Here is a 22,333-nt window from a genome sequence, read left to right as displayed (position 1 = left end):
CCGAGATCTTTATAAATGTTCTTCGTGTGCTTTAAGACTTGAGGGTTAGCGCTAGATAGCTCAATTTTATTTATATCTCCGAAGGTTATCGAGCTTCATATTTGATTAAGCTGCAATAGGCACGAGTTTATTGGTCTGTTCATTTAAAATTCGGCGTTCTGCAATACTTGATAAAATGAACATGACGACATATCCAGCGCATAGAGCGGTAATGATAGCGACGACATTGTCAGTCATCTGTGACAACAGATAATACGCAGTAACTAAAGTAACAATGCCCATAATTCGAATTAACAGGCTGAGGGTAAATCGCCCATGCGCTTTTATATAGGCAAGCTGATAAGCATTTAACATCATAAACACAAAGAAGATCGAGAAGTGGAATAATACCGGTAGCGCGCCACTATATTCGGGTGGGAATACCAACGCAATGATCGAAGCTCCTCCAAAATACATGATTGAGAAAAAAGATATTCCAACTACAGCTGATAACTTAAATACCCATCGGCGTATTTGCTTCACTTGTTCATGATCGGCGTTACGTATATTCACCGCTAACTCAGGTAGAACAAAGCGATAAATAGGGAAAACGAATAGCATCGTCATATAGGTAAAGACAGGACGAACGACCACTTGGAAATCACCGAGTTCATCGACACTAAAGTGGGTGATCGTCAGGAGTACGGTGATATAAATCATTAAAATACTGGTTCCAGCTTCAAGAGACGCCGTAAAACTTTTCTTCACGTAATTGATAAGCGGAGGGTCAAGGTGTACCAGGGCTAAAGGAAGTGTGGTGATCGATTTCTTGCGACGTACATACATATAAATAGCAATAGAAAGCGAAGATAGCGTAAGCCCGTAGAATAGAGAGGCGAGGGTATCTAGCTCTAAGACGTAATAACAGAACACAAACATAACCACATTACTGATAGGCTCGAGCCATGTGACTTTATTGGACACCTCGTATAAACGATACATGGCGATAAGGTTGGTAAAGTAGATCTTTAACCCCATGCCGAAAATGATGCCAACCATCTGTAAGTAGCCAACATTAATATTAAGAGAATGTTTAATGTATGGAATGATGGCACCCCAAGTAATCAGTACAATCGCAATTAAACTGAAACGGAAGATATTGATAATATCTCGGTCGTTGTGTGTTTGAGAGTAACTCACCACCATCGAAGAGCGAAAGCCTGTCATTAAAATTAATGACAGTGAGATGATATCAACGACGGTGTGGTACAAAGCCAGATCGCCTTTTGCTACCCATTGTGCCAGCCAAATTTTAAAGGCGAAGCCCACACTAATGCTGGCCAGCGTAGCCCAAATTCCAGAGATGAATGCTTTCTTCAGACGCTCTAATGATTCGCTTTGCATATGATTAATTTAATGCCTACGTAAGATAACATAATTGATTGAGATTAATTCTACTTGAAAATGATTCTCATTTAAACGTTTTAAATGGAATTCACTAAGCTGAGTTTGATCGCAATGATCATTAATATAAATCCAGCCCCTTTATCAACTTTTTGTTTATGGCGATTGAAGCGAGGTAGTATATTTGGGTGTGATAACAGTAACACAACCCCAATGTACCAGATAAAATGTGCCAGCATAATGATCAGACCATAACTTATCTGCATTATTAGGGGGGTATCGAGCGATACCACTTGCGTAAAAATACTTAAGAAAAAGATAGATGTTTTAGGGTTTAATATATTGCAGGTAAAACCTAAACGTATCGCTGCAAAGGGTGACATCTCAACCGTTTGATTGTTTTGATCGGTATTTAACAGCTCTCTTGTTGTTAATAACTGCCAAGCAATATAAATAAGATAAGCTGCTCCTAAGTATTTTATTGAATTGAATAACCATGCTGAATTTGCAATCACGACGGCTAATCCTGTAATTGAATAACTGGCATGAATACAGACAGATAAACACATACCTAAGCTAGCATACAAACCTGCCAAGCGGCCATTGTAAATACTTGTACGGGTCACCATCACAAAATCAGCCCCAGGTAACACCGCCATAAAAACAGCAATGGTGCTCACTGCTATAATTTCTGCCATATACGTATTTATTAGCAATTCCATATTTATCTCTCATTATTTAAAATAGGCTTACAACAACGTATTTATTACGCTGCAACCATGTTAATTTATGAGGGATTTTAAACAATACGCCCATTTGTAAAAGGACTTGTGCCTAGTGGACACAAATAAATTAATCCCTTTGTTGCCCGATATGGCGATTTTGGTCACTGTAGTTGAACAGGGTAACTTTAGTAAAGCCGCCAGAAAACTGGGGGTAACTCCCTCTGCGGTGAGTCGCCAAATTAGCCGATTAGAAGATGCATTAGGCATTAAACTATTACAGCGTACTACGCGACAACTGGCGTTAACGGAGTCTGGTAGAATAACGTTTGATTATTGTAAACAGATGGTTGAGTCTGCAGAACAAGCGGTTCATGCCAGTACTTCTGCCACATCGACGGTGAGTGGATTATTGAGAGTGGCTGCGCCAAAATCGTTAGCGAGTCGGGTATTACGACCACTCTTTGTGGAGTTTTTAAAATGTTATCCAGATATTCAGTTACATTTAAAAGTGACCGACCGTGTTTTAGATCCCATTCATGATGGTGTCGATTTCTTGATCCATATTAATGACAATCCCCTTGAAGCATTGGTCAACGTTAAAATTGGTCGGGTTGAACAGGTATTATGTGCCAGTCCTGATTTCCTCGCCAACCATACACTGCCTACACATCCCGATGATTTAAAATTTCTACCATGCCTTTGCTTAGGTGAAAATATGGCCGACAACCGCTGGCGATTTAGCAATGAAAATCAGCAAGCAACCGTGCAGGTGACAGGATCATACTTGATTAACCATAGTGAAATGCGTTGTGATGCGATTGAACAGGGCTTTGGTGTTGGCGGTTTGCCGGATTACATCGCACAGCAGGGTATTGCAGCGGGGACACTCATTCCGTTATTGGAAGATTGGCAGTTACAAGGTAATTATCACGGTGATATTTGTTTGCAGTATGTACAAAGTAAATACATGCCGAATAAAAACCGCGTGTTTATTGATTTTATGAAACAAAATTTACTTGTCATTAAGTCAGATTAAGCAGGAGTAGCGGTAGGGGAAATGGAACCCAATGTTATCAATAAAAAAGCCAATCCCAGGTTAACGGCATTGGCTTTGCTACTAAATGTTTGTATTAACGCTTGATAGTCGAACGCGTTTTATCTAGCGTGCTATTACGCTACTGCGTCTTCTAAAATTTGACGAGAAACTTCCAGCGTAATCGCTTGGCTTTCACCTAATGCAACCATACCGTGAGCTTCAAGTTGCTTGATAATAGTATCAATAGCAGCATTTTTATCATCGCCGTGTTCAGTTAATTCAGTTGGTACTTGTACACTGTGGTAGAACGTTTCTATTTCTACAATGGTACGTTCAGCTAGATCTGAAGAAGCGTCTAAACCAAATACATTTGTACCTAACTGCTCTAATTTAGCGCGTTTTGCCTGAATTTGATTACGCAGTAAAGACGGTTGGATGATAGATAACGAACGAGCATGATCAACATTGTATAGCGCTGTTAATTCATGACCAATCATGTGCGTTGCCCAGTCATGTGTTACACCAGAACCAATTAAGCCATTAAGCGCTTGGTTTGCTGTCCACATTAGGTTTGAACGCCATTCGTTGTTATCACGTTCGTCGTATTGTTCTGCCAGCTTAAGCAAGTTTTTAAGTAATACTTCAGCGTAACCGTCTTGAACCATCGCACCCGTTGGTAGTGTTAGGTACTGTTCACAAACGTGTACCCATGCATCGACAATCCCATTCACTAGTTGACGTTCTGGCAATGTTTTCATTGAATCAGGATCAAGTACTGCAAACTTAGGTTGAACAGCCGCAGCCATAAACGGTAGTTTAGTTTGCGTTGATTTTTGGGTGATAACAGAACCTGAATTTGATTCAGAACCTGTTGCAGGTAATGTCAGAATTGCACCTAGTGGAACCGCTTCCGTTACTACGTGTTTACCAATCAAAATATCCCAACCATTGCCTTCGTACATCGCTGCTGCGGCTACGTATTTTGCGCCATCAATAACAGAACCGCCACCAACTGCCAGAATGTAATCAATTGCTTGTTCTTTTGCCATAATAACGGCGTTGTCTAGCGTTTCCACTGTTGGGTTTGCTTCAACACCTGAAAATTCTGACCATGAGTGTTCTTTCAGTGCGTCACAAACTTGGTCATAAACGCCATTTCTCTTAATAGAACCACCACCGTAAATCACAAGCACTTTTTTATCTTTTGGAATAGACGTTGCGATAGTAGAAATTTGACCTTGGCCAAAATGGATTTGAGTCGGGTTAACATAAGAGAATTTCATTGTATGTCCTTTAGTTTGATTTATTCAATGGATGCATATTACTCTTTAAAAGTGCATTGAAAAAGGCGATATCCTCCATTTTAGTTGCCTATTCCTCTAATGTTGAGTATTTTAATCAATAGGTGATGACTGATATTTTAAGGGCTACTATGAATTCTCTTGGCGAGCTAATGCAAACATATGCGGATGCGTACGATCTTAACGATCTGGAAGGCATTAAAGAAACCGCTATTCCTGGAGTATGGTTTTACCGCAGTAGCCAAGGTAATCGGCGTCAGCCTTTTGTATACCAGTCGGGAATAATAGTAATGGGGCAAGGACGTAAGCATATACATATAGGTAATCAACCTGTGCATTATGGACCTGAAGACTATCTGGTGGTTGGTGTGCCGATGCCCTTAGAGTGCGAAGCTTTCCCTGAAAATGGCGAGCCCTTGTTAGGTTTAACCATAAATGTCGATCCGGCTTTATTACACCGTTTAGTCAATGAATTGGAAGCGGCCTCTTTTGATTATGCATCGAGAAGTAATCAGGAAACATGTGGATTAAGCGCAGTAAAAATGGCAACGCCGATGTTAGAGAGTTGCAAGCGCTTAATGCTGGTATTGCATTCTGACTTAGAGACTAAAATGTTGGGTGAGTCATTGGTAATGGAAATCGTTTATCGGGCACTTGTCGGGTCTGAAGGGCATGTACTGTTTGATTTAGCCCATCACGACGGGCAATACGCAAGGGTGGCGAAAGTACTGACTAAAATGCATCAAGCTTATTCGGAAGGACTCACGGTTCAATACCTGGCAGAAGAAGCTAACATGAGTGTCTCTGCGTTCCATTTAGCATTTCGTAAAGTGACTTTAGAATCACCACTGCAGTATTTAAAGAAGGTGCGTTTAAATAAAGCCAAAGAGCTGATCCAACGAGAAGGCTTGAGGGTAAGTGATGCTGCAAGACTCGTTGGGTATTCCAGTTCTTCGCAGTTCAGCCGTGAATTTAAGCGCCATTTCAATATGACGCCTAAAGGCTGTACGGATTAATATTGCGATTAACCTTCACCTTATATAATCAGTGTGAATTTTTAAGCTCGGCTAATGCTTTAATGTGTTTCGGCGACACTCCACAACAGCCACCGACTATCGATGCGCCTGCGTTGATCCAAGTTGTCGCAAATTCACGGTATCTTTGCGGGCCTACATCCTCTCTTATACCTGTGACTGCATTATTGGCTTCGTGCAGATCACCGATAGGGGGGAAGTTATTCGCGTACACGCCTAATTGCACCTCGTCTACCATACCTAGATCGACTAACGCTTGTTTAGCGGTCGTAAGGGCTTTTTCCATTACTTCGGCGCAGCTGCAATTAAATAAGATAGCCGACACGTGTTGTCCTGCAATTTTACTCACCGCATCATAAACCAATTCACCAGAACGCAGAGCAGGCTCTGTGGTTATTTCATCTTTAATAGTGAATGCAATCCAGGTTGGTTTATCTGTGGTCGCTGTGCGCGCTTTGATCATGGCCGCTTCTGCGATAGAAGATATGGTTTCAGCTAACCAAATGTCGACATCAGCCTGTTGATTGTTTATCAGCACCTCAAGTATGGGCTTGGCGACTTCTACTTCAAACAGATCGGGTCGGTAAGAACCTAATACTGGCGGTATACAACCAGCGACTAACAGACCAGCATGAGCACTGATTGCCTCTCGCGCTAATTTAGCGGCAAGTTTAATTAAGTCTGCGCCTTGTTCGTTAAAGCGCTTTTCGCCAATATGAAAGGGTACTAACGCGTAGGTATTGGTGGTAATAATCTCAGCTCCGGCCTGTATAAAGCTAGCATGCACCTGTGAGACAAAATGAGGGGCTTCAATTAACGCTTGAGCTGACCATTCCGGTTGTTGAAAAGGTGCGCCAACGCTCTGAAGCTCACGGCCCATGCCACCATCAAGGATTATTGGTAATGTATATTGTACTGTCATACTGATATTTTAGTCCGTTATCCATCATATAAGATCAGAATAACTGTGCAGTTGTGGTAAAGCAAGCTTGACATTTAGACATGACTGGACATTTTATCGTCAGTATTGAAAAATAAATACAAAATAATACACTGACTAGATTTAACGTTAAGCTTTTGAAATATATATTTAATTTAACTTTTAATTATGATTTTATTACAAACTGATGTATTTTATTTTTTGAATAGCTTTGACTTTTTTTTTAGATTCTATAGAGTGTCCCTCAGCAAGAAAGCCTTTTGTTTACATTCTCCATTTCGTTGTTATATTAATACCTCGCATTGTAGTTTTTAAGTTCCAGTTTTTTGTACGCTATCCAAGCCTATTAAGGCAAATTAAATTAAAATTACAGGTATTATTATGTCTAAAGTTCAAGGTACAGTTAAATGGTTCAACGAAGCTAAAGGTTTTGGTTTCATCGAGCAAGAAAATGGCCCAGATGTATTCGCACATTTCAGCGCTATCTCAAGTGAAGGTTTCAAAACTTTGACTGAAGGCCAGAAAGTAGAATTCACTGTAGGCGAAGGTCAAAAAGGCCCGAATGCAGAAAACATCGTAGCAATCTAGTTTGCTATGTATTCGGCTCTGACTCAGAGCTGAATAAATATAAAGAATGGTAAGCCTTATAGGTTTGCCATTTTTTTTGCCTTTTTTTTGAATGTTTTTTATAATTACGCTTGATATTACTTCTAATCTTGAGAAAGAGCTCTCCCTAAGCACATCTGACCAGACTTAAAAGTAGTATCCATTTCACCGCTTCCATAGACTTAACTCGTCACAACACACTTCCACTCCCTATACTAAGAATGATGCTATCACTGATTATTAAACGTAACCTCAATAGGTTCAGTAATATAAGGATGTATTATGCTCAATCCCAGAGAAGTGAAAACGATTGCCGATGCTAAACATATTATCGAGCAACGCGGTTTAAGCCATATCAAAGTTGGTTTGTTTGACGCTGACGGTATTATGCGTGGCAAGTATATGAGTAAAATTAAGTTCTTTTCCTCTCTAGACAGTGGTTTTTCGTTTTGTGATGTGGTTTTAGGTTGGGATTCAAAAGATCAGCTTTACGATAATGTTGAATACACGGGTTGGCATACTGGTTATCCCGATGCACCTGTGCGTATTCTGCCTGATACTTGCCGTGCTCTGCCAGGCGAGGGCGATATGTTGTTATTCATTGCTGAGTTCTGCGATCAAGCTGAAGCAGTTTGTCCTCGCGGTACGCTGCGCCGAGTATTAGCGCGTGCCGAACGCATGGGTTTAGATGTTACCGCTGCATTTGAATATGAATTTTTCATGTTTAAAGAGACGCCGGAATCAGTACGAGAAAAAGGTTACAAAAATCTAACGCCATTGACCCCAGATTGCTTTGGCTACTCTATGATCCGTAATTCAGTACACGCTGATTTACATCATCAAATAATGGCACTAGGCGAGGAAATGGACTTTCCATTAGAGAGTTTACATACTGAAACTGGTCCTGGTGTATTAGAAGCCGCTATCGCTTATGATGGCGCCCAAGATGCTGCTGATAAAGCGGCACTATTCAAAACCTTCATTAAAGTCTGGGCACAACGTAATAACCTGATGGCGACCTTTATGGCGAAATGGTCAAGCGATTGGCCGGGACAAAGTGGTCACATCCATATCTCGTTGCAAGACAAAGCAGGCAAAGCGCTGTTTCACGATCCTAATAATGCCTACAACATGAGTGATACTCAACGCCACTTTCTTGCTGGTCAGCAAAAATACATGCCGGAGTTCTTAGCTATGATCGCGCCCACGGTGAACAGCTATAGCCGTATGGTGCCGGGGTTATGGGCGCCGCTTGATGCGACTTGGGGTGTCGAAAATCGCACCACTGCATTGCGGGTTATTCCAGGCTCGGCAAAATCTCAGCGGATTGAATATCGCCTTGGCTCTGCGGATGCAAATCCTTATCTTGCGCTTGCAGCTGCATTAGCATCAGGCCTAATCGGTATCGAGCAGAAATTAGAACCTCACGCGCAAGTGAAAGGTAATGCTTATAATCAAGACCACCCTGAAGCGCTTTCTCTGCCACGTACCCTGTTTGATGCGGCGCGTAAACTAAAACGTTCCGAAGCGGCGAAAGAATTATTCGGCGAAGAATTTGTGGCGCATTATGCCGCGACTCGTGAATGGGAAGAGCGTGAGTTTAGAAAGCACGTGACGGATTGGGAACTCGAACGTTATTTTGAAATTATCTAGGGAGCACAGCGATAATGACAAATGAAAGTAAAAAGCAAAGGCAATTACAACAAACACGTTCACCTATTGATAATTCTGTTTACGTTGAACGTGCTCTAGCCAGTAGTGCAGAGATTAATAATACCTTAGCTAGAGCAGCAACAGCGCAAGCTAATTGGCATAAGGTCGCTCTGCAAGAACGCGTTGCGATCTGCCATAAAATGGTCGATGCCTTTGTTGCTAATGAAGATGAAATTGCCAATGAATTATGCTGGATGATGGGGCGTCCGATTCAATACGCTCGAGGTGAAGTTGCAGGCTTAGCAGAACGTGCTCGTTACATGATTGATGTAGCAGAAACTGCGTTAGCGCCAATTCAATTACCAGAAAAAACAGGTTTTCAACGTTATATTAAGCGTGAATCCTTAGGCTCTGCCTTTGTCATAGCGCCGTGGAACTATCCTTACCTCACTGCTATTAATGCCATCATACCTGCCATTATGGCGGGCAATAGTGTGGTATTAAAACATTCTTCGCAGACGCCATTGTGCGCGGAGCAATTATTCAATGCCTTTCAGAAAGCGGGTTTACCAGATGGGGTATTTCAATATTTACACCTTAGTCATGAAAACACAGAAATGGTGATAAAAGATAGCCGTATTGATTATGTGGCTTTCACTGGCTCTGTTGCTGGTGGTGCTATGGTTGAAAGGGCGGCTAGCGGCCGTTTCATTGGCGTAGGTTTGGAACTCGGCGGTAAGGATCCGGCTTATGTCCGCGGTGATGCCGATATTGATAATGCCGTGGCAACCTGCATCGATGGTGCATTTTTCAATTCAGGCCAATCTTGTTGTGGTATCGAACGTATCTATGTAGATAGCCGCGTTTTCGACGATTTTGTGCGTAAGTCTGTCGATCTCGTTAACGGCTATCAGCTTGGTCGACCCTATGTTCCAAACACCACATTAGGGCCGATGGTGAAAGCGTCAGCGGCTGACTTTGTGCGTTCGCAAGTACAGGATGCCATAGCTAAAGGAGCTACTGCGCATATAAATGCTGATGACTTTCCAATGAATGAAGTTGGTACCGCTTATCTAGCACCGCAGCTGTTAACTAATGTTAACCACCAAATGCGGGTGATGACGGAAGAAAGTTTTGGCCCTGTCATTGGCATCATGAAAGTCGAGAATGATGAAGAGGCCATCGCGTTAATGAATGATTCTGAGTTCGGCCTTACCGCAGCGGTATTTACCCAAGATATCGACACCGCTATTGCGATTGGTGAGCAGCTAGAAACAGGTACGTTTTTTGTTAATAGCTGTGACTACCTCGACCCTGCATTGGCGTGGACAGGGGTTAAAAATTCGGGTCGAGGTTGCACCTTATCCGCTTTAGGCTATGAGTCGCTCACTCGTCCTAAATCATTCCACATTAAATTGTAGCTGTTGTTATAACAAACTAGGGAGGCAATATGAAATTCAATCAATTCACTGCTAATTGGCATTATCCCACAGCTATACGTGCTGGTATCGGCCGCATTGAAGATCTTCCCGCCACTTGCCAAGAGCTGGGTATTACATCGCCACTGCTCATCACCGATCCTGGTCTTGCTGACTTGCCTATGGTGCAAGCTGCGTTATCGAACTGCCAACAATTTGGTTTAAAGTGTGCTATTTTTTCGCAGATTAAAGGTAATCCAACAGGTGATAACGTCAGTGATGGGGTACGTGTATTTAAGCGCGGTGAACATGATGGTGTTATCGCATTTGGCGGTGGTTCTGCATTGGATGCCGGTAAAGCAGTTGCCTTGATGGTCGGGCAAGATCGGCCTATTTGGGATTTTGAAGATGTCGGTGATAACTGGCTAAACGTAAATACGGCGGGAATGGTTCCCGTTGTCGCTGTGCCAACTACATCTGGTACAGGTTCAGAAGTAGGGCGCGCCTCGGTGATCACTGATCATGAAAATCACATGAAGCGTATTATTTTCCATCCTAATATGTTGCCTGATATTGTCATTTTAGATCCACAACTGAGCGTCGGTTTACCCGCTACATTAACTGCTGCAACCGGTATGGATGCATTGTCCCACGCCTTAGAAGCTTATTGCACCAATGGTTATCACCCGATGGCAGAAGGTATTGCCCTGGAAGCCATTCGTTTGGTTAAAGACTATCTACCACGTGCAGTGCAAGATGGTCATGACCTTGAAGCCAGAGCGCAAATGATGACGGCGTCAACGATGGGCTCAACTGCTTTTCAACGCGGGCTTGGCGGGATGCATGCGCTTGCTCATCCTATCGGTGCTCTTTACGATAGCCATCATGGTCTATTAAATGCGATTTTAATGCCGTACGTGCTAAAAGCGAATCGGGATGCGATTGAGACAAAGTTGAGTCGTTTAAGTCGCTATTTAGAATTAGAAGGTAGCGACTTTGATAGCTTTTTAGATTGGATATTAACGCTGCGTAAACAACTCGATATTCCGCACTCTCTTGGTGAAATTGGCATTGATTCTGATCGCATGATTGAAATAGGCATTATGGCCGAGCAAGATCCCTCTGCAGGCGGTAATCCGATAATGCTTAATGCGCAGCAATATGCTGATATTTTCTTATCTGCGGTACATGGCGATTTGTAAACGGCAGGACTAACTATACGGTGGAGGCAAGGCTATGAAACTCGGTATTCTGCAATGTGATGATGTACGGGCTAGCTTACACGCTGATTTTGGTAATTACGCCGCTATGTTTGAGACGTTATTCCAGCATGTGGATAGCGCATTAGAACTTCATTTTTATCGGGTGATTGATGGTCAGTTTCCACAACATGTGGATGAATGTGATGCTTATATTTGCAGTGGCAGTAAATGGAGTGTTAATGATGATGACCTTTGGATCCGCCAGTTGGAAGATTTTACGCGTCTACTCTACGATGCAAAGAAGGGCTTGGTCGGTATTTGTTTTGGTCATCAAATTATTGCGAAAGCGTTGGGCGGACAAGTGGAGAAAAGTCCCCGCGGGTGGGGCGTCGGTATTGCGCATGCTGATGTGCTTGTCGAGCACAGTTGGATGCAGCCAAAGCAAGATAATATTGCGCTGGTGGTTTGCCACCAAGACCAAGTCTGTAAATTACCCGTTGGCGCTCAAGTATTGCTGAGTAATGATTTCTGCCGTTATAGCATGTTCCAAGTGGATGAACACTTTCTTGGCTTGCAAGGACACCCTGAGTTTACTTCCAAATATTCCGCAGCGCTAATGGAGCAGCGCCGCGATATTATTCCTGCTGAAACGATCAACATTGCGATGGACTCGCTTGGATCTTCATATAGTTATCAGGCAGATTATAAGCTCATCGCCAAATGGATGTTGACGTTTTTAAGGCAAACTATGGTTACTAGGTTCTCGGCGCGAACATAATAATGGCCATACCAACAAGCGCAACTGAAGCGCCAATCATATCCCACATAGTCGGTTTAATACCATCGACTCCCCAAAGCCATAATATTGCTACGAAAATGTAGACACCACCATATGCTGCATAAACACGACCTGCAGCTTCAGGGTGGAGTGACAGCAACCATGCAAATAGCGCAAGGCTTGCTGCCGCTGGGATTAGCAGCAATATACTCTTATCTTGCTTGAGCCAAAGATAAGGTAAATAACAGCCAACTATTTCAGCAATAGCTGTAATGATAAATAGTGAGATAGTCTTTAGTTCAAACATGGTGCTCGTTCATTTTAATGTTCCTTGCGATATACGACTCTAATACAAGCCAATATTTATCATAGACAGTAACAAATTTACTATTAATTACAAATGGATAATGAAAAAATAGCTACCCTAAATAAAACGCATGAGGAAGTGACAGTATGAAAAACAGTATTCTCGATACAATTGTTTCCGATGTTCGAAAATGCACCTTGTGTGAGGCTGAGCTTCCACTGGGAGCCAGACCTGTATTGCAAGTCGATGAGCAAGCTAAAATATTAATTGCAGGCCAAGCGCCTGGTATTCGAGTGCATGAATCCGGGGTACCATTTACCGACCCAAGTGGAGATCGTTTACGCCAATGGATGGGTATTGATAACGACACGTTTTATGATGCCAGTAAAATAGCTATTTTACCTATGGGGTTTTGTTATCCGGGAACGGGTAAGTCGGGCGATCTGCCACCCAGACCTGAATGTGCTAAAGCATGGAGAAGCGAAATATTAGCAGCAATGCCGAATATTGAGCTGATATTGGTTATTGGTATTTATGCGCAAAAATGGCATATGAGTGAGGTAAAACAGAAAAACCTTACCGAGACTGTGAGGAATTGGCGTGACTACTGGCCAGAGTTATTACCCTTACCGCATCCAAGCCCACGTAATAACATTTGGCTGAAGAAGAACCCTTGGTTTGAGCAAGAGGTGATCCCGCATTTACAACAACGAGTGGCGCTGTTAGTTGACGGTTAGTTGTCGAGACTAACTACTATCCCAAAACCCTTATACTCACTACTTTTCTTTCATTTATTCGCTGCAGTAGACTTATCCCATCGATACACACTTCCTATAATTATGATGATTGTAGGACACAAAGGAATGAACGATGAATAGAATCTCCCCTCTAGCACTATACCCCTTAGCAATAGCAGCGAGTTTAATAATGAGTCCCATAGTTTCGGCTAAACCAGAGCTTGAAAAAGAAGCCGATATGATTTTAACCAATGCCAAAATATACGGCCACGATAAAGCCAATACCATAGCAATACGTGATGGTAATATTGTTTTTATCGGTAAGAGAAAAGCATCTACAGCATATCGCGCGAAAGGCACTGAAATTGTCGACCTTGAACAAGCGTATGTGATGCCAGGGTTTATCGATAACCATAATCATGTGTTTGAAGCAGCCTCGGAAGCGGGTGGTAATTGCGAACTGGACATGGACGCATCCCTTGAAGAGCAAATCCCTTACTTAAAAACCTGTCGTGAAAATGCCAAACCGAAAGGTTGGGTAATGGGTTATGGCTTTTCGTTAGATGCGATTTTAACGGATGATAATCGTTATACACCGCTTGAAGTTATTGACCGAATTTTCCCCGACCAGCCTGTTGTGCTTATGGAACAAACCTCACATTCTATGTGGGTCAACTCTGTCGCGTTAAAGTTAGCTAACATAACGAAAGATTCTCCTGAACCACAAGGCGGTAAGATCCTGAAAGACAAAATAACGGGTGAACTTAACGGTATTGTGTTTGATAACGCTGGAGACATCATGATGGAGATGGCGTGGAACAGTTTAGAGAATCAATTTGACCAAAGCTATGACGGGTTGATGCTTGGTCTTGAAGAAGCGGGTGCACACGGTATTACCACTATTGGCGATGGGCGACTTTATTGGAAACGCGGTTGGTATGAAGTATGGAAAGAAGCTGAGAGAAAAGGGGATTTAACCTCGCGCATTTCCCTACGTCCATGGATTTACCCGACAGATTCAATGCCACCGCAATTGGCATTTTTAAAGACCATACAATCAAGTGATAAATCGGCTTTGTTGCTCGTTGATCAAGTTAAGATGTACAGTGATGGCATCATTATTAATGGTACCGCAAAAACACTGGCACCTTATTTAGAGACATACATACCCGACGAACCCAATGGCATTAATTATATTGCCCCAAAACAGATGAAAACATGGTTAAGTTCGTTGGATAAAATAGGTTACAGCGCTCATATCCATGCTATTGGTGATGGTGCTATCCGCGAATCATTAAATGCGGTTGAGTATGCGCGCAGCCAAGGTTCTGAAAAACCTTATACGCTAACGCATGTTGAAATGGTCAATCCCCAAGACGTGGCGCGTTTTGCTAAGTTAGATGTGACTGCCGATTTTCAAGTTGGTTCTGATTATGTCGCGCAGCATGACCATCAGTGGGCTGAACCTTTCTTAGGTAAAGAACGTACTCATTCATTAATGAACTTGAAGTCGATCTTCGATACTGGTGCCAATGTAACGTTAAGTAGTGATTGGAATGTAAATGACATCAATCCATTAGTGGGCATTGCGAACAGCTTGAAAATGGGTAAAACAGGTTTACCTGATGTGTATGCGGCGATAGATGCGTATACCATTAATGCCGCAGATAGCCTTGGCATCAGTGACATTACGGGGTCTATTACAGTGGGTAAGTCAGCAGACTTCGCTATTTTAGACCGAGATATTACTCGTCTTTCTAAAAACTCCATCGCAAAAACTGAAATTTTGATGACAGTACTGCAAGGTGATATCGTATTCGATTCAGAAGAATAATCGCATAAACGTAAGGTAGTTAGCGTTCAATCATTAGCTTATTTAACTATTTAGCTTAGTTGGTGATTGTCTTTAAAGGCAGAGATAACCTGGCTGCCTTGCGTTGATAAGGTTAAGCCATTGTGCCAGCATAACTCGATACGACGGATAATCCCTGCTGGTTCAAAGTCACAAGCTAAAGTAGTCAGTTGCTTATTGGTAATGTCGTTACTGATATAATCAGCGGGTAAAAATGCAAACCCTTTGTTATGTTTCAACAACGTAATAAGTGGCTGGATATCTGAAAACATCGCATAACTGGGGCTAAAACCATCATTTTTTTCATCGCTCTGTAGTTGGTTATTCGATTCGCCTAAAATGAGTTCTCGATATTGGCTCAGATCACTCGTGTTTACTATTGGCAATGATGCGAGCGGATGTGTCTGAGCACAGGCAAGTACGTCTTGGTAATGGCCTAAGCGACAATATTCAAACTGCTGGTGGTGCAGGGTATCAGACTCATGGGTAATGATAATATCGACATCTCCCGTGATTAACGCCTGTGTTAGTTGTTGTTTTTCATCTCGATACACTTCAATACTTAAACTGGGCAAGTCTAATATTAGTGAGAGTGGCTCGATAAAAGCTAAATCAGGCACGTAATTTTCGATACCTATCGTAAGCACCGTCGGCTCATCTTGTGCAATCATCTCGGCACTTTGCACGAACCTATCTAGTTGACTAAGTGTATGCGTGAGATAGGGCAGTAAACGTTCACCCTCTAGACTTAATGTCGACTTATTTCCGCTACGATTAAAAAAGCTCACGCCCAGATCTATTTCAAGATCGGAGATCCATTGACTTACTTGAGGTTGCTTCTTACCTAGCTTACGTGCGGCGGCAGAAATAGAGCCTGTTTCAATGGCCAGTAATAATGCTTTAAGGTGTAGTGAATTCATAGGGTTGGCTAATCGGCATGTTTGAAAGAAGGGCATAACAGGACCTAAACTATCAGTTCAGACCCCGTTACTATCTATGCGGTAAATGGCTATGCGTTAAATCGCATGGTATTAATGCTTAGTTTGCACACCGTTACGTACCATTTCTTTACCGTTTTCATAAACGTCTTCAGTCACGTAGCGTGCTAAAAGTAGACTTTGCTTATCATCAAATACAGCGACAAAGTGACGACCGTCTTTGGTGTTTGTCGCCATGCCAATACCTTCAACATTTTGTAGACCGAAACCACCGTTTTCAACACTTAGTATGAAACGCTCAAGTTCTGCTAAATTATCAATGACATCATGTTCGTTATTCATTTTTAATACTCTTTATTGCTACTCGCTCATACCAAGCAAGCACTTGTTATAATATGGTACGTACTTTACAGATTATAACCGATGATTTAAAGCCTTGCCGCGCTTTAATCTGTGATGTTTAATTATCATCCTACAAATTTGCCATACCCCATAACATCACTATTCTTAATGCATAAACGTTTGATTAACTAAATACAAAGAGGTTAATTAAACACAAACAGGTTGATTGAATAGATAGCAATATGTCGTGGAGGAAGCTATGAAGATATTGGTCGCGGTGAAGCGGGTTGTCGATCATAAGGTCAACGTCAGGGTCAAGGCTGATGAAACCGGCATTGAAACCAGCAATGTAAAAATGGCGATCAATCCATTCTGCGAGATCGCGATTGAACAAGCGGTACGTTTTAAAGAGCAAGGCTCTGCCGATGAAGTTGTCTTGGTTTGTATTGGCCCCAAAGACGCTGAAGTGCAATTGCGGGCTGGGTTGGCCTTAGGCGCTGATCGGGCTATCTTGGTCAGAGTCGACGAAGACGTTCAATCCCTTGATGTGGCCAAATTACTGCATAAGGTCGTGCAAGAACAATTGCCCGATCTAGTACTACTGGGTAAACAAGCCATTGATACCGACAACAACCAAACAGGACAAATGTTAGCGGCGCTCACCGGTATGCCGCAAGGTACTTTTGCCTCAGATATCGTTTTCACCGTGCCAAATAAAATTAAAGTAACCCGCGAAGTCGACGGGGGCTTGGTCACATTAGCTTTAAGTTTACCCGCGGTTGTTACTGTCGATTTACGCTTAAATACCCCTCGTTATGCCTCACTGCCTAATATCATGAAAGCGAAACGTAAAGTTATCACCATTACATACCCTGAAGATATCGGGGTGAGCTTATCACCACGATTAACGACGCTTAAAATCGAATCCCCACCAGTACGCCAAGCTGGGATTAAAGTGGCTGATGTCGCTGAACTGGTGGATAAACTGCAACAGGCAAGGGTGATTTAAATGGCGATATTGATAGTAGCTGAGCATGATAACCATACTATTCAGGCCGCGACGTTAAGTGTATTAACCGCAGCAACAGAGATTGCGGCGCATACCAGTAACAGTGAATTACACTTGCTTATCATTGGCCACAACTGTCAACCTGTCGTGGACATAGCGCAGGGTATACCCGGCTTGAGTCAAATATTGGTTGCCGATCATCAAATATATCAATATCCCTTAGCAGAGAACATTGCCCCGTTAATTGTGTCGCTAGTTCAAGATCATGAACACAGAGAAGAGGGTGGTAATAGCAGGTATACTCACATTATTACCTCTGCAGGTACCACAGGTAAAGACTATCAACCTCGTGTTGCAGCCTTACTCGATGTCGCGCAGATCTCAGATATCATCAGCGTAGAATCAGCGGATACTTTTAAACGACCTATCTATGCAGGTAATGCGATTGCCACGGTGCAATCTAGCGATTTAACCCAAGTTATCACTGTACGTAGCAGTGCATTTGTCGCGGTTTCGTTAAGCGATTTGTCGTTAAGTAATAGCAATCAAGTGCCAGTTGTTGAATTAGCTGCGCAAGCGGACAGTGGCAAGTCTGAATTTATTAACGCGGAACTTACTCAATCATCACGTCCAGAATTAACCACTGCGAAGGTGGTGATTGCTGGCGGACGGGGGATGCAAAATGCAGACAATTTTATGTTGTTAGATACCTTGGCCGATCAACTTAATGCGGCGGTGGGTGCCAGCCGTGCTGCCGTCGATGCTGGTTTTGTGGCGAATGATTTACAAATAGGGCAAACAGGAAAAATTGTTGCACCCGATCTGTATATTGCGGTTGGTATATCAGGTGCAATCCAACACATTGCCGGGATCACTGGCAGCAAGGTTATTGTTGCTATTAATAGTGACCCTGACGCGCCCATATTCGATGTTGCAGACTATGGGCTAGTGGCAGACTTGTTTGACGTTCTGCCTGCGTTGACCACGATATTGAAAGCCAAAGAGTAGCTTCTTAAATTTATAATAATTAGTTTCGAACTGATAACAAATTACTTGCTCGAACTGATAATAAGAAGCTTTACTCGAACTGATAACAAGTAGGGACGACGACGATACCACGTTCTGAAATCGTAAACCGCGCTGCGTCTTCTGCTGCATTAATACCGATGTTGGTTCTTGGCGGAATTTTAACGTGCTTGTCGATAATACAATTCTTCAATTGGCAATATTCACCTACTTCGACATTATCAAACAAAATACTGGCGGACACCGTCGCTGCATCATTGATTTTAACATTGGCTGAAAGCACCGAGTTCTGTACCGAACCACCGGTAATTAATACACCATTTGAAATTAACGAGTTAATAAAAATCCCTTCATTACCGGTTTCTGAAGATGTCGTTCTTGCTGGTGGTAATTGACGTTCGTACGTTCTGACGGCCCAGTCTCGCTGGTATAAATCGATTGGTGATACATGCTTTAACAGATCCATATTGGCCTGATATAAAGAATCAATCGTGCCCACATCACGCCAGTAAGCATCTTTAGTCACACGGCCAGAACTGCCTGCAAATTTGTGGGCGTATACTTTCTCTTTATCAATCAGTTTGGGAATAATATCTTTGCCAAAATCATGGTTTGATTGTGGGTTTTCAGCGTCTTGCTCTAGAGCGTCGATTAACGCATCTGTGGTGAAAATATAGATACCCATAGATGCGAGGCTTTTTTCTGGATCATCGGGTAGCGGGGTCGGCTGCTGAGGTTTTTCTGCAAAGGCAACGATCTTGTTACTGTCATCTATCGCCATCACGCCAAAGGCAGCAGCTTCGGTAATGGGTACTTCCATGCACGCGATCGTTAAGTCTGCGCCATTTTCTTTATGGCGTTGCAGCATCGGTGCGTAATCCATTCGGTAGATATGATCTCCCGACAGCACGACCACATATTTAGCTTCACTGCGTGATAACAGCCATAAGTTTTGATAAATAGCATCAGCAGTGCCGCTATACCATTTGTCTCCCTTGCGCATTTGTGGTGGTACAGCAGTAACGTATTCACCGAGCTCAGGGTTAAAGATAGACCAACCGTCGCGTAGGTGTTTTTGCAGTGAGTGGGATTTGTATTGAGTCAGTACCAGAATGCGTCTTAACCCAGAATGAAGGCAGTTGGTTAAGGTAAAGTCGATAATGCGGTATTTGCCACCGAAAGGAACCGCTGGTTTTGCTCTGTTATCTGTTAATGGTGAAAGGCGCGCGCCCATTCCACCAGCGAGTACTACCGTTAATGTATCTTGCATATTTAAATCACTCCCTAATTCATTTAAAAAGTCACGGCTAGGTATGCAGTATGTATATCAAAATTCGAGCCAAAAGTTAAACATTTGAAACGTAATAGTATTTATAAATGGGTATATCTGTTTTCACCATACTAAAGCGGAGTTTAATGCTGTAGGCACTAAATTGGTGCGCGATATGTTTAATTAATAAGTTGGCATCTAATTAGATTTTAAATAGGTATTGGCTATTGATAGTTTCGATTAAACCACTTTTCCTTTATGACAGATCCACTATATTCTTTATGTATTGATTTGAAAGGGGATAAGCCAATGCAAAAAAGAGCGATAATAGTTGAAGGTGGTGGTATGCGCGGTATTTTTGCTAGCGGTGTATTAGATGCTTTTATGGAACAGGACTATTTGCCTTATGACTTTGCTATTGGTGTCTCAGCTGGAGCCTCTAACTTGGTTGGCTATCTGGCTAATGCACCACAGCGTAGCTTTAATGTCATTACCACGATGGCAACAGAGAAGGCCTTCTTCAATCCTATTCGCTTTGCTAAAGGTGGCAACCTTGTCGATGTTAAATGGCTATGGGAAGCATCCGTTGAACGCTACCCGATCGATCATGAAAAACTATTTAGCAATATTCCTATGTATGCCGCAGTAACCAATATCGATACCGGGCATGCTGATTATCATCGAATTAAGCCAGACACATTATCCAACGTGCTCGAGGCCACGACCGCGCTACCCATTGCTTATCGTGACACGCCTTGCTTTTCAGGCGGCTGCTATACTGATGGAGGCGTTGCCGATTCGATCCCCGTTCGCAAAGCATATCGACTTGGTGCTCGTGATATTACCGTGGTGCTTTCACATCCACTCAGTTATAAAAAGTCCGTAATTAAATATCCATGGTTAATAAAAAAACTGTTCTCTCAACATCCAAATATCGCCAAATCTATGATGGTAAGAGCGAACAACTATAACGAATCTCTAGAGTTCATAAAAAATCCACCAAATGACTTAACCATTCGGGTCATTGCGCCCCCTGAAAATTTTTCAGTGAAAAGATTAACAATGAATCAGAGTACCTTAAATAAAGGTTATTCAATGGGTAAGCAAGCGGGTCAAACACACATAGAGCATGTTTTTAATTAAAAGAATACCAGTCGCATAGATACAAACAAGATGGAAGTAGCAAGATAAGTTCGTTTCTACAATCATAAATAACATCGATAAGGAATTGGATATGAGTAAAAAATTAACCACAGCAGCAGGTTGCCCTGTTGCTCATAATCAAAACGTACAAACAGCAGGTAAAAGAGGACCGCAACTGCTTCAAGACGTGTGGTTTCTAGAAAAACTAGCGCATTTTGATCGCGAAGTGATCCCTGAACGTCGTATGCACGCTAAAGGTTCTGGCGCTTATGGCACCTTTACCGTGACCCATGATATTACTCGATTTACCAAAGCAAAGATTTTCTCTGCGATAGGTAAAAAAACTGAGCTATTCACGCGTTTTACCACAGTCGCAGGTGAGCGTGGCGCTGCAGATGCTGAACGTGATATCCGTGGTTTTGCGATGAAGTTCTACACTGAAGAGGGTAATTGGGATCTAGTGGGTAATAATACCCCGGTATTCTTCTTACGTGACCCGCTTAAATTCCCCGATCTAAATCATGCGGTTAAACGCGATCCTCGCACTAATATGCGCAGTGCCAAGAACAACTGGGACTTTTGGACGTCATTACCTGAAGCATTACATCAAATCACGATTGTGATGAGTGATCGCGGTATTCCAGCAACCTATCGACACATGCACGGATTTGGTAGTCATACCTTTAGTTTTATTAATAGTGATAACGAGCGTTTCTGGGTTAAATTCCACTTCAAATCACAGCAGGGTATTAAGAATTTAACTGATGCAGAATCAGAAACCTTGATTGGTAAAGACCGAGAAAGTCATCACCGTGATCTATTAGAAAGCATTGATAATCGCGACTTCCCTAAGTGGACGATGCAAATCCAAATTATGCCGGAAGATGATGCGTCGAAAGTGCCTTACAACCCGTTCGATCTAACGAAAGTATGGCCGCATAGCGATTATCCTTTGATTGAAGTGGGTGAGTTAGAGCTTAATCGTAATCCTGAAAACTTCTTTGCGGAAGTGGAACAGTCTGCGTTTAATCCAGCAAGTGTTGTACCTGGTATCAGTTTTTCACCGGATAAAATGTTACAAGGTCGCTTGTTCTCGTATGGCGATGCCCAGCGTTATCGCTTAGGTGTTAATCATCACAGTATTCCAGTGAATGCGCCTCGTTGCCCTGTACACAGTTACCATCGTGACGGTGCTATGCGTGTTGATGGTAATCATGGTGGAACGGTAGGGTATGAACCAAACGATCAAGGTGAATGGGCTGAACAACCTGATTTCTCTGAGCCACCGTTAAGTTTAGATGGCGCTGCGGCACATTGGGATCACCGTGAAGATGATGATTACTTTAGCCAACCAGGGGATTTATTCCGATTAATGACCCCAGAGAAGCAAGCTGTATTGTTTGATAATACCGCGCGTAATATCGATGGTGTGCCAGAAGAAATTCAGCTTCGTCATTTAAGACATTGTTTCAAAGCTGATCCTGCCTATGCCCACGGTATTGCTAAATTGCTAGGTATTGAGGCAAGTAAATATAAAAACTAGGGAGTAGGCTGGTTATAACAGTAAAACTTAGTCAGCAAAAAGGGTGCATATATTTGCACCCTTTTTTACTGTTATCTTTTTGTATCACAA

21 protein-coding genes are annotated in these 22,333 nt (G+C 42.5%); 13 read left to right on the top strand and 8 right to left on the bottom strand.

Annotation, left to right across the window (positions count from 1 at the left end; genetic code table 11):
- Nucleotides 1-105: 105 nt before the first annotated feature.
- Both CXF93_RS13005 and CXF93_RS13000 read right to left on the bottom strand, forming a co-directional pair.
- A complete protein-coding gene (locus CXF93_RS13005) occupies nucleotides 106-1,383 on the bottom strand; it encodes a lipopolysaccharide biosynthesis protein (protein ID WP_101062918.1) in 1,278 nt (425 codons plus the stop codon).
- Between the two features lie 80 nt (nucleotides 1,384-1,463).
- Entirely contained in the window at nucleotides 1,464-2,105 is a 642-nt protein-coding gene (locus CXF93_RS13000; RefSeq protein WP_101062917.1) for a LysE family translocator, read from the bottom strand.
- Nucleotides 2,106-2,220: 115 nt separating this feature from the next.
- Between CXF93_RS13000 and CXF93_RS12995 the strand changes: the two genes are divergently transcribed.
- Complete coding sequence (locus tag CXF93_RS12995; protein ID WP_101062916.1) at nucleotides 2,221-3,144, top strand: LysR family transcriptional regulator; 924 nt, start codon at nucleotides 2,221-2,223, stop codon at nucleotides 3,142-3,144.
- Between the two features lie 134 nt (nucleotides 3,145-3,278).
- Here the strand turns inward: CXF93_RS12995 and CXF93_RS12990 are convergent, their stop codons facing one another.
- On the bottom strand, nucleotides 3,279-4,427 hold the full coding sequence (locus tag CXF93_RS12990; RefSeq protein ID WP_101062915.1) for an iron-containing alcohol dehydrogenase: 1,149 nt from the start codon (nucleotides 4,425-4,427) through the stop codon (nucleotides 3,279-3,281).
- A gap of 149 nt (nucleotides 4,428-4,576) precedes the next feature.
- Here CXF93_RS12990 and CXF93_RS12985 point away from each other — a divergent pair, with 149 nt between their 5' ends.
- A complete protein-coding gene (locus CXF93_RS12985; RefSeq protein WP_101062914.1) occupies nucleotides 4,577-5,461 on the top strand; it encodes an AraC family transcriptional regulator N-terminal domain-containing protein in 885 nt (294 codons plus the stop codon).
- A gap of 28 nt (nucleotides 5,462-5,489) precedes the next feature.
- Here CXF93_RS12985 and CXF93_RS12980 read toward each other — a convergent pair whose 3' ends face one another.
- Nucleotides 5,490-6,401, bottom strand: a complete 912-nt coding sequence (locus CXF93_RS12980; RefSeq protein ID WP_101062913.1) for a homocysteine S-methyltransferase family protein — start codon at nucleotides 6,399-6,401, stop codon at nucleotides 5,490-5,492.
- Between the two features lie 399 nt (nucleotides 6,402-6,800).
- Between CXF93_RS12980 and CXF93_RS12975 the strand changes: the two genes are divergently transcribed.
- From CXF93_RS12975 to CXF93_RS12955, 5 genes are all read left to right on the top strand, one after another.
- A complete protein-coding gene (locus tag CXF93_RS12975; RefSeq protein WP_017219746.1) occupies nucleotides 6,801-7,007 on the top strand; it encodes a cold-shock protein in 207 nt (68 codons plus the stop codon).
- Between the two features lie 300 nt (nucleotides 7,008-7,307).
- The gene (locus CXF93_RS12970; RefSeq protein ID WP_101062912.1) at nucleotides 7,308-8,678 is read left to right on the top strand and encodes a glutamine synthetase family protein; all 1,371 of its coding nucleotides are present in this window, start codon (nucleotides 7,308-7,310) and stop codon (nucleotides 8,676-8,678) included.
- Between the two features lie 14 nt (nucleotides 8,679-8,692).
- Entirely contained in the window at nucleotides 8,693-10,099 is a 1,407-nt protein-coding gene (locus tag CXF93_RS12965) for an aldehyde dehydrogenase family protein (protein ID WP_101062911.1), read from the top strand.
- 29 nt (nucleotides 10,100-10,128) lie between these two features.
- Nucleotides 10,129-11,298 carry an iron-containing alcohol dehydrogenase gene (locus tag CXF93_RS12960; RefSeq protein ID WP_101062910.1) on the top strand — a complete coding sequence of 390 codons (1,170 nt, stop codon included), beginning with the start codon at nucleotides 10,129-10,131 and terminating at the stop codon, nucleotides 11,296-11,298.
- A 34-nt stretch (nucleotides 11,299-11,332) separates the two neighbouring features.
- Nucleotides 11,333-12,076 (top strand): GMP synthase, encoded by a 744-nt coding sequence (locus CXF93_RS12955; protein ID WP_101062909.1) that lies wholly within the window; start codon nucleotides 11,333-11,335, stop codon nucleotides 12,074-12,076.
- On the opposite strand, the gene CXF93_RS12950 is transcribed toward CXF93_RS12955, so the two are convergent.
- Complete coding sequence (locus tag CXF93_RS12950; RefSeq protein WP_101062908.1) at nucleotides 12,054-12,383, bottom strand: YnfA family protein; 330 nt, start codon at nucleotides 12,381-12,383, stop codon at nucleotides 12,054-12,056. The two genes, CXF93_RS12955 and CXF93_RS12950, sit on opposite strands and share 23 nt — an antisense overlap.
- Nucleotides 12,384-12,529: 146 nt before the next feature.
- Between CXF93_RS12950 and CXF93_RS12945 the strand changes: the two genes are divergently transcribed.
- Complete coding sequence (locus tag CXF93_RS12945) at nucleotides 12,530-13,120, top strand: uracil-DNA glycosylase family protein (RefSeq protein ID WP_101062907.1); 591 nt, start codon at nucleotides 12,530-12,532, stop codon at nucleotides 13,118-13,120.
- 190 nt (nucleotides 13,121-13,310) lie between these two features.
- The gene (locus CXF93_RS12940) at nucleotides 13,311-14,954 is read left to right on the top strand and encodes an amidohydrolase (protein WP_232784198.1); all 1,644 of its coding nucleotides are present in this window, start codon (nucleotides 13,311-13,313) and stop codon (nucleotides 14,952-14,954) included.
- Between the two features lie 50 nt (nucleotides 14,955-15,004).
- On the opposite strand, the gene CXF93_RS12935 is transcribed toward CXF93_RS12940, so the two are convergent.
- Together CXF93_RS12935 and CXF93_RS12930 are read right to left on the bottom strand one after the other, a co-directional pair.
- Nucleotides 15,005-15,928, bottom strand: coding sequence for a LysR family transcriptional regulator (locus CXF93_RS12935; protein ID WP_232784197.1), 924 nt, complete (start codon nucleotides 15,926-15,928; stop codon nucleotides 15,005-15,007).
- 75 nt (nucleotides 15,929-16,003) lie between these two features.
- Complete coding sequence (locus CXF93_RS12930) at nucleotides 16,004-16,252, bottom strand: hypothetical protein (RefSeq protein WP_101062904.1); 249 nt, start codon at nucleotides 16,250-16,252, stop codon at nucleotides 16,004-16,006.
- A gap of 259 nt (nucleotides 16,253-16,511) precedes the next feature.
- Here CXF93_RS12930 and CXF93_RS12925 point away from each other — a divergent pair, with 259 nt between their 5' ends.
- Nucleotides 16,512-17,261, top strand: a complete 750-nt coding sequence (locus tag CXF93_RS12925) for an electron transfer flavoprotein subunit beta/FixA family protein (protein ID WP_101062903.1) — start codon at nucleotides 16,512-16,514, stop codon at nucleotides 17,259-17,261.
- Nucleotides 17,262-18,269: an electron transfer flavoprotein subunit alpha/FixB family protein gene (locus CXF93_RS12920; protein ID WP_101062902.1), complete on the top strand. Its 1,008-nt coding sequence runs from the start codon at nucleotides 17,262-17,264 to the stop codon at nucleotides 18,267-18,269.
- Nucleotides 18,270-18,339: 70 nt separating this feature from the next.
- On the opposite strand, the gene glgC is transcribed toward CXF93_RS12920, so the two are convergent.
- Nucleotides 18,340-19,557 (bottom strand): glucose-1-phosphate adenylyltransferase, encoded by a 1,218-nt coding sequence (gene glgC / locus CXF93_RS12915; protein WP_101062901.1) that lies wholly within the window; start codon nucleotides 19,555-19,557, stop codon nucleotides 18,340-18,342.
- Between the two features lie 309 nt (nucleotides 19,558-19,866).
- Here glgC and CXF93_RS12910 point away from each other — a divergent pair, with 309 nt between their 5' ends.
- Together CXF93_RS12910 and CXF93_RS12905 are read left to right on the top strand one after the other, a co-directional pair.
- Nucleotides 19,867-20,700, top strand: coding sequence for a patatin family protein (locus CXF93_RS12910; protein ID WP_101062900.1), 834 nt, complete (start codon nucleotides 19,867-19,869; stop codon nucleotides 20,698-20,700).
- A gap of 85 nt (nucleotides 20,701-20,785) precedes the next feature.
- Entirely contained in the window at nucleotides 20,786-22,243 is a 1,458-nt protein-coding gene (locus CXF93_RS12905) for a catalase (protein ID WP_304442120.1), read from the top strand.
- Nucleotides 22,244-22,333 lie beyond the last annotated feature (90 nt).

The organism is Moritella sp. Urea-trap-13, from assembly GCF_002836355.1.
GTDB lineage: Bacteria > Pseudomonadota > Gammaproteobacteria > Enterobacterales > Moritellaceae > Moritella.
The sequence above is the reverse complement of the archived record's forward strand: the minus strand, read 5'-3'. Positions and strand labels throughout refer to the sequence as shown.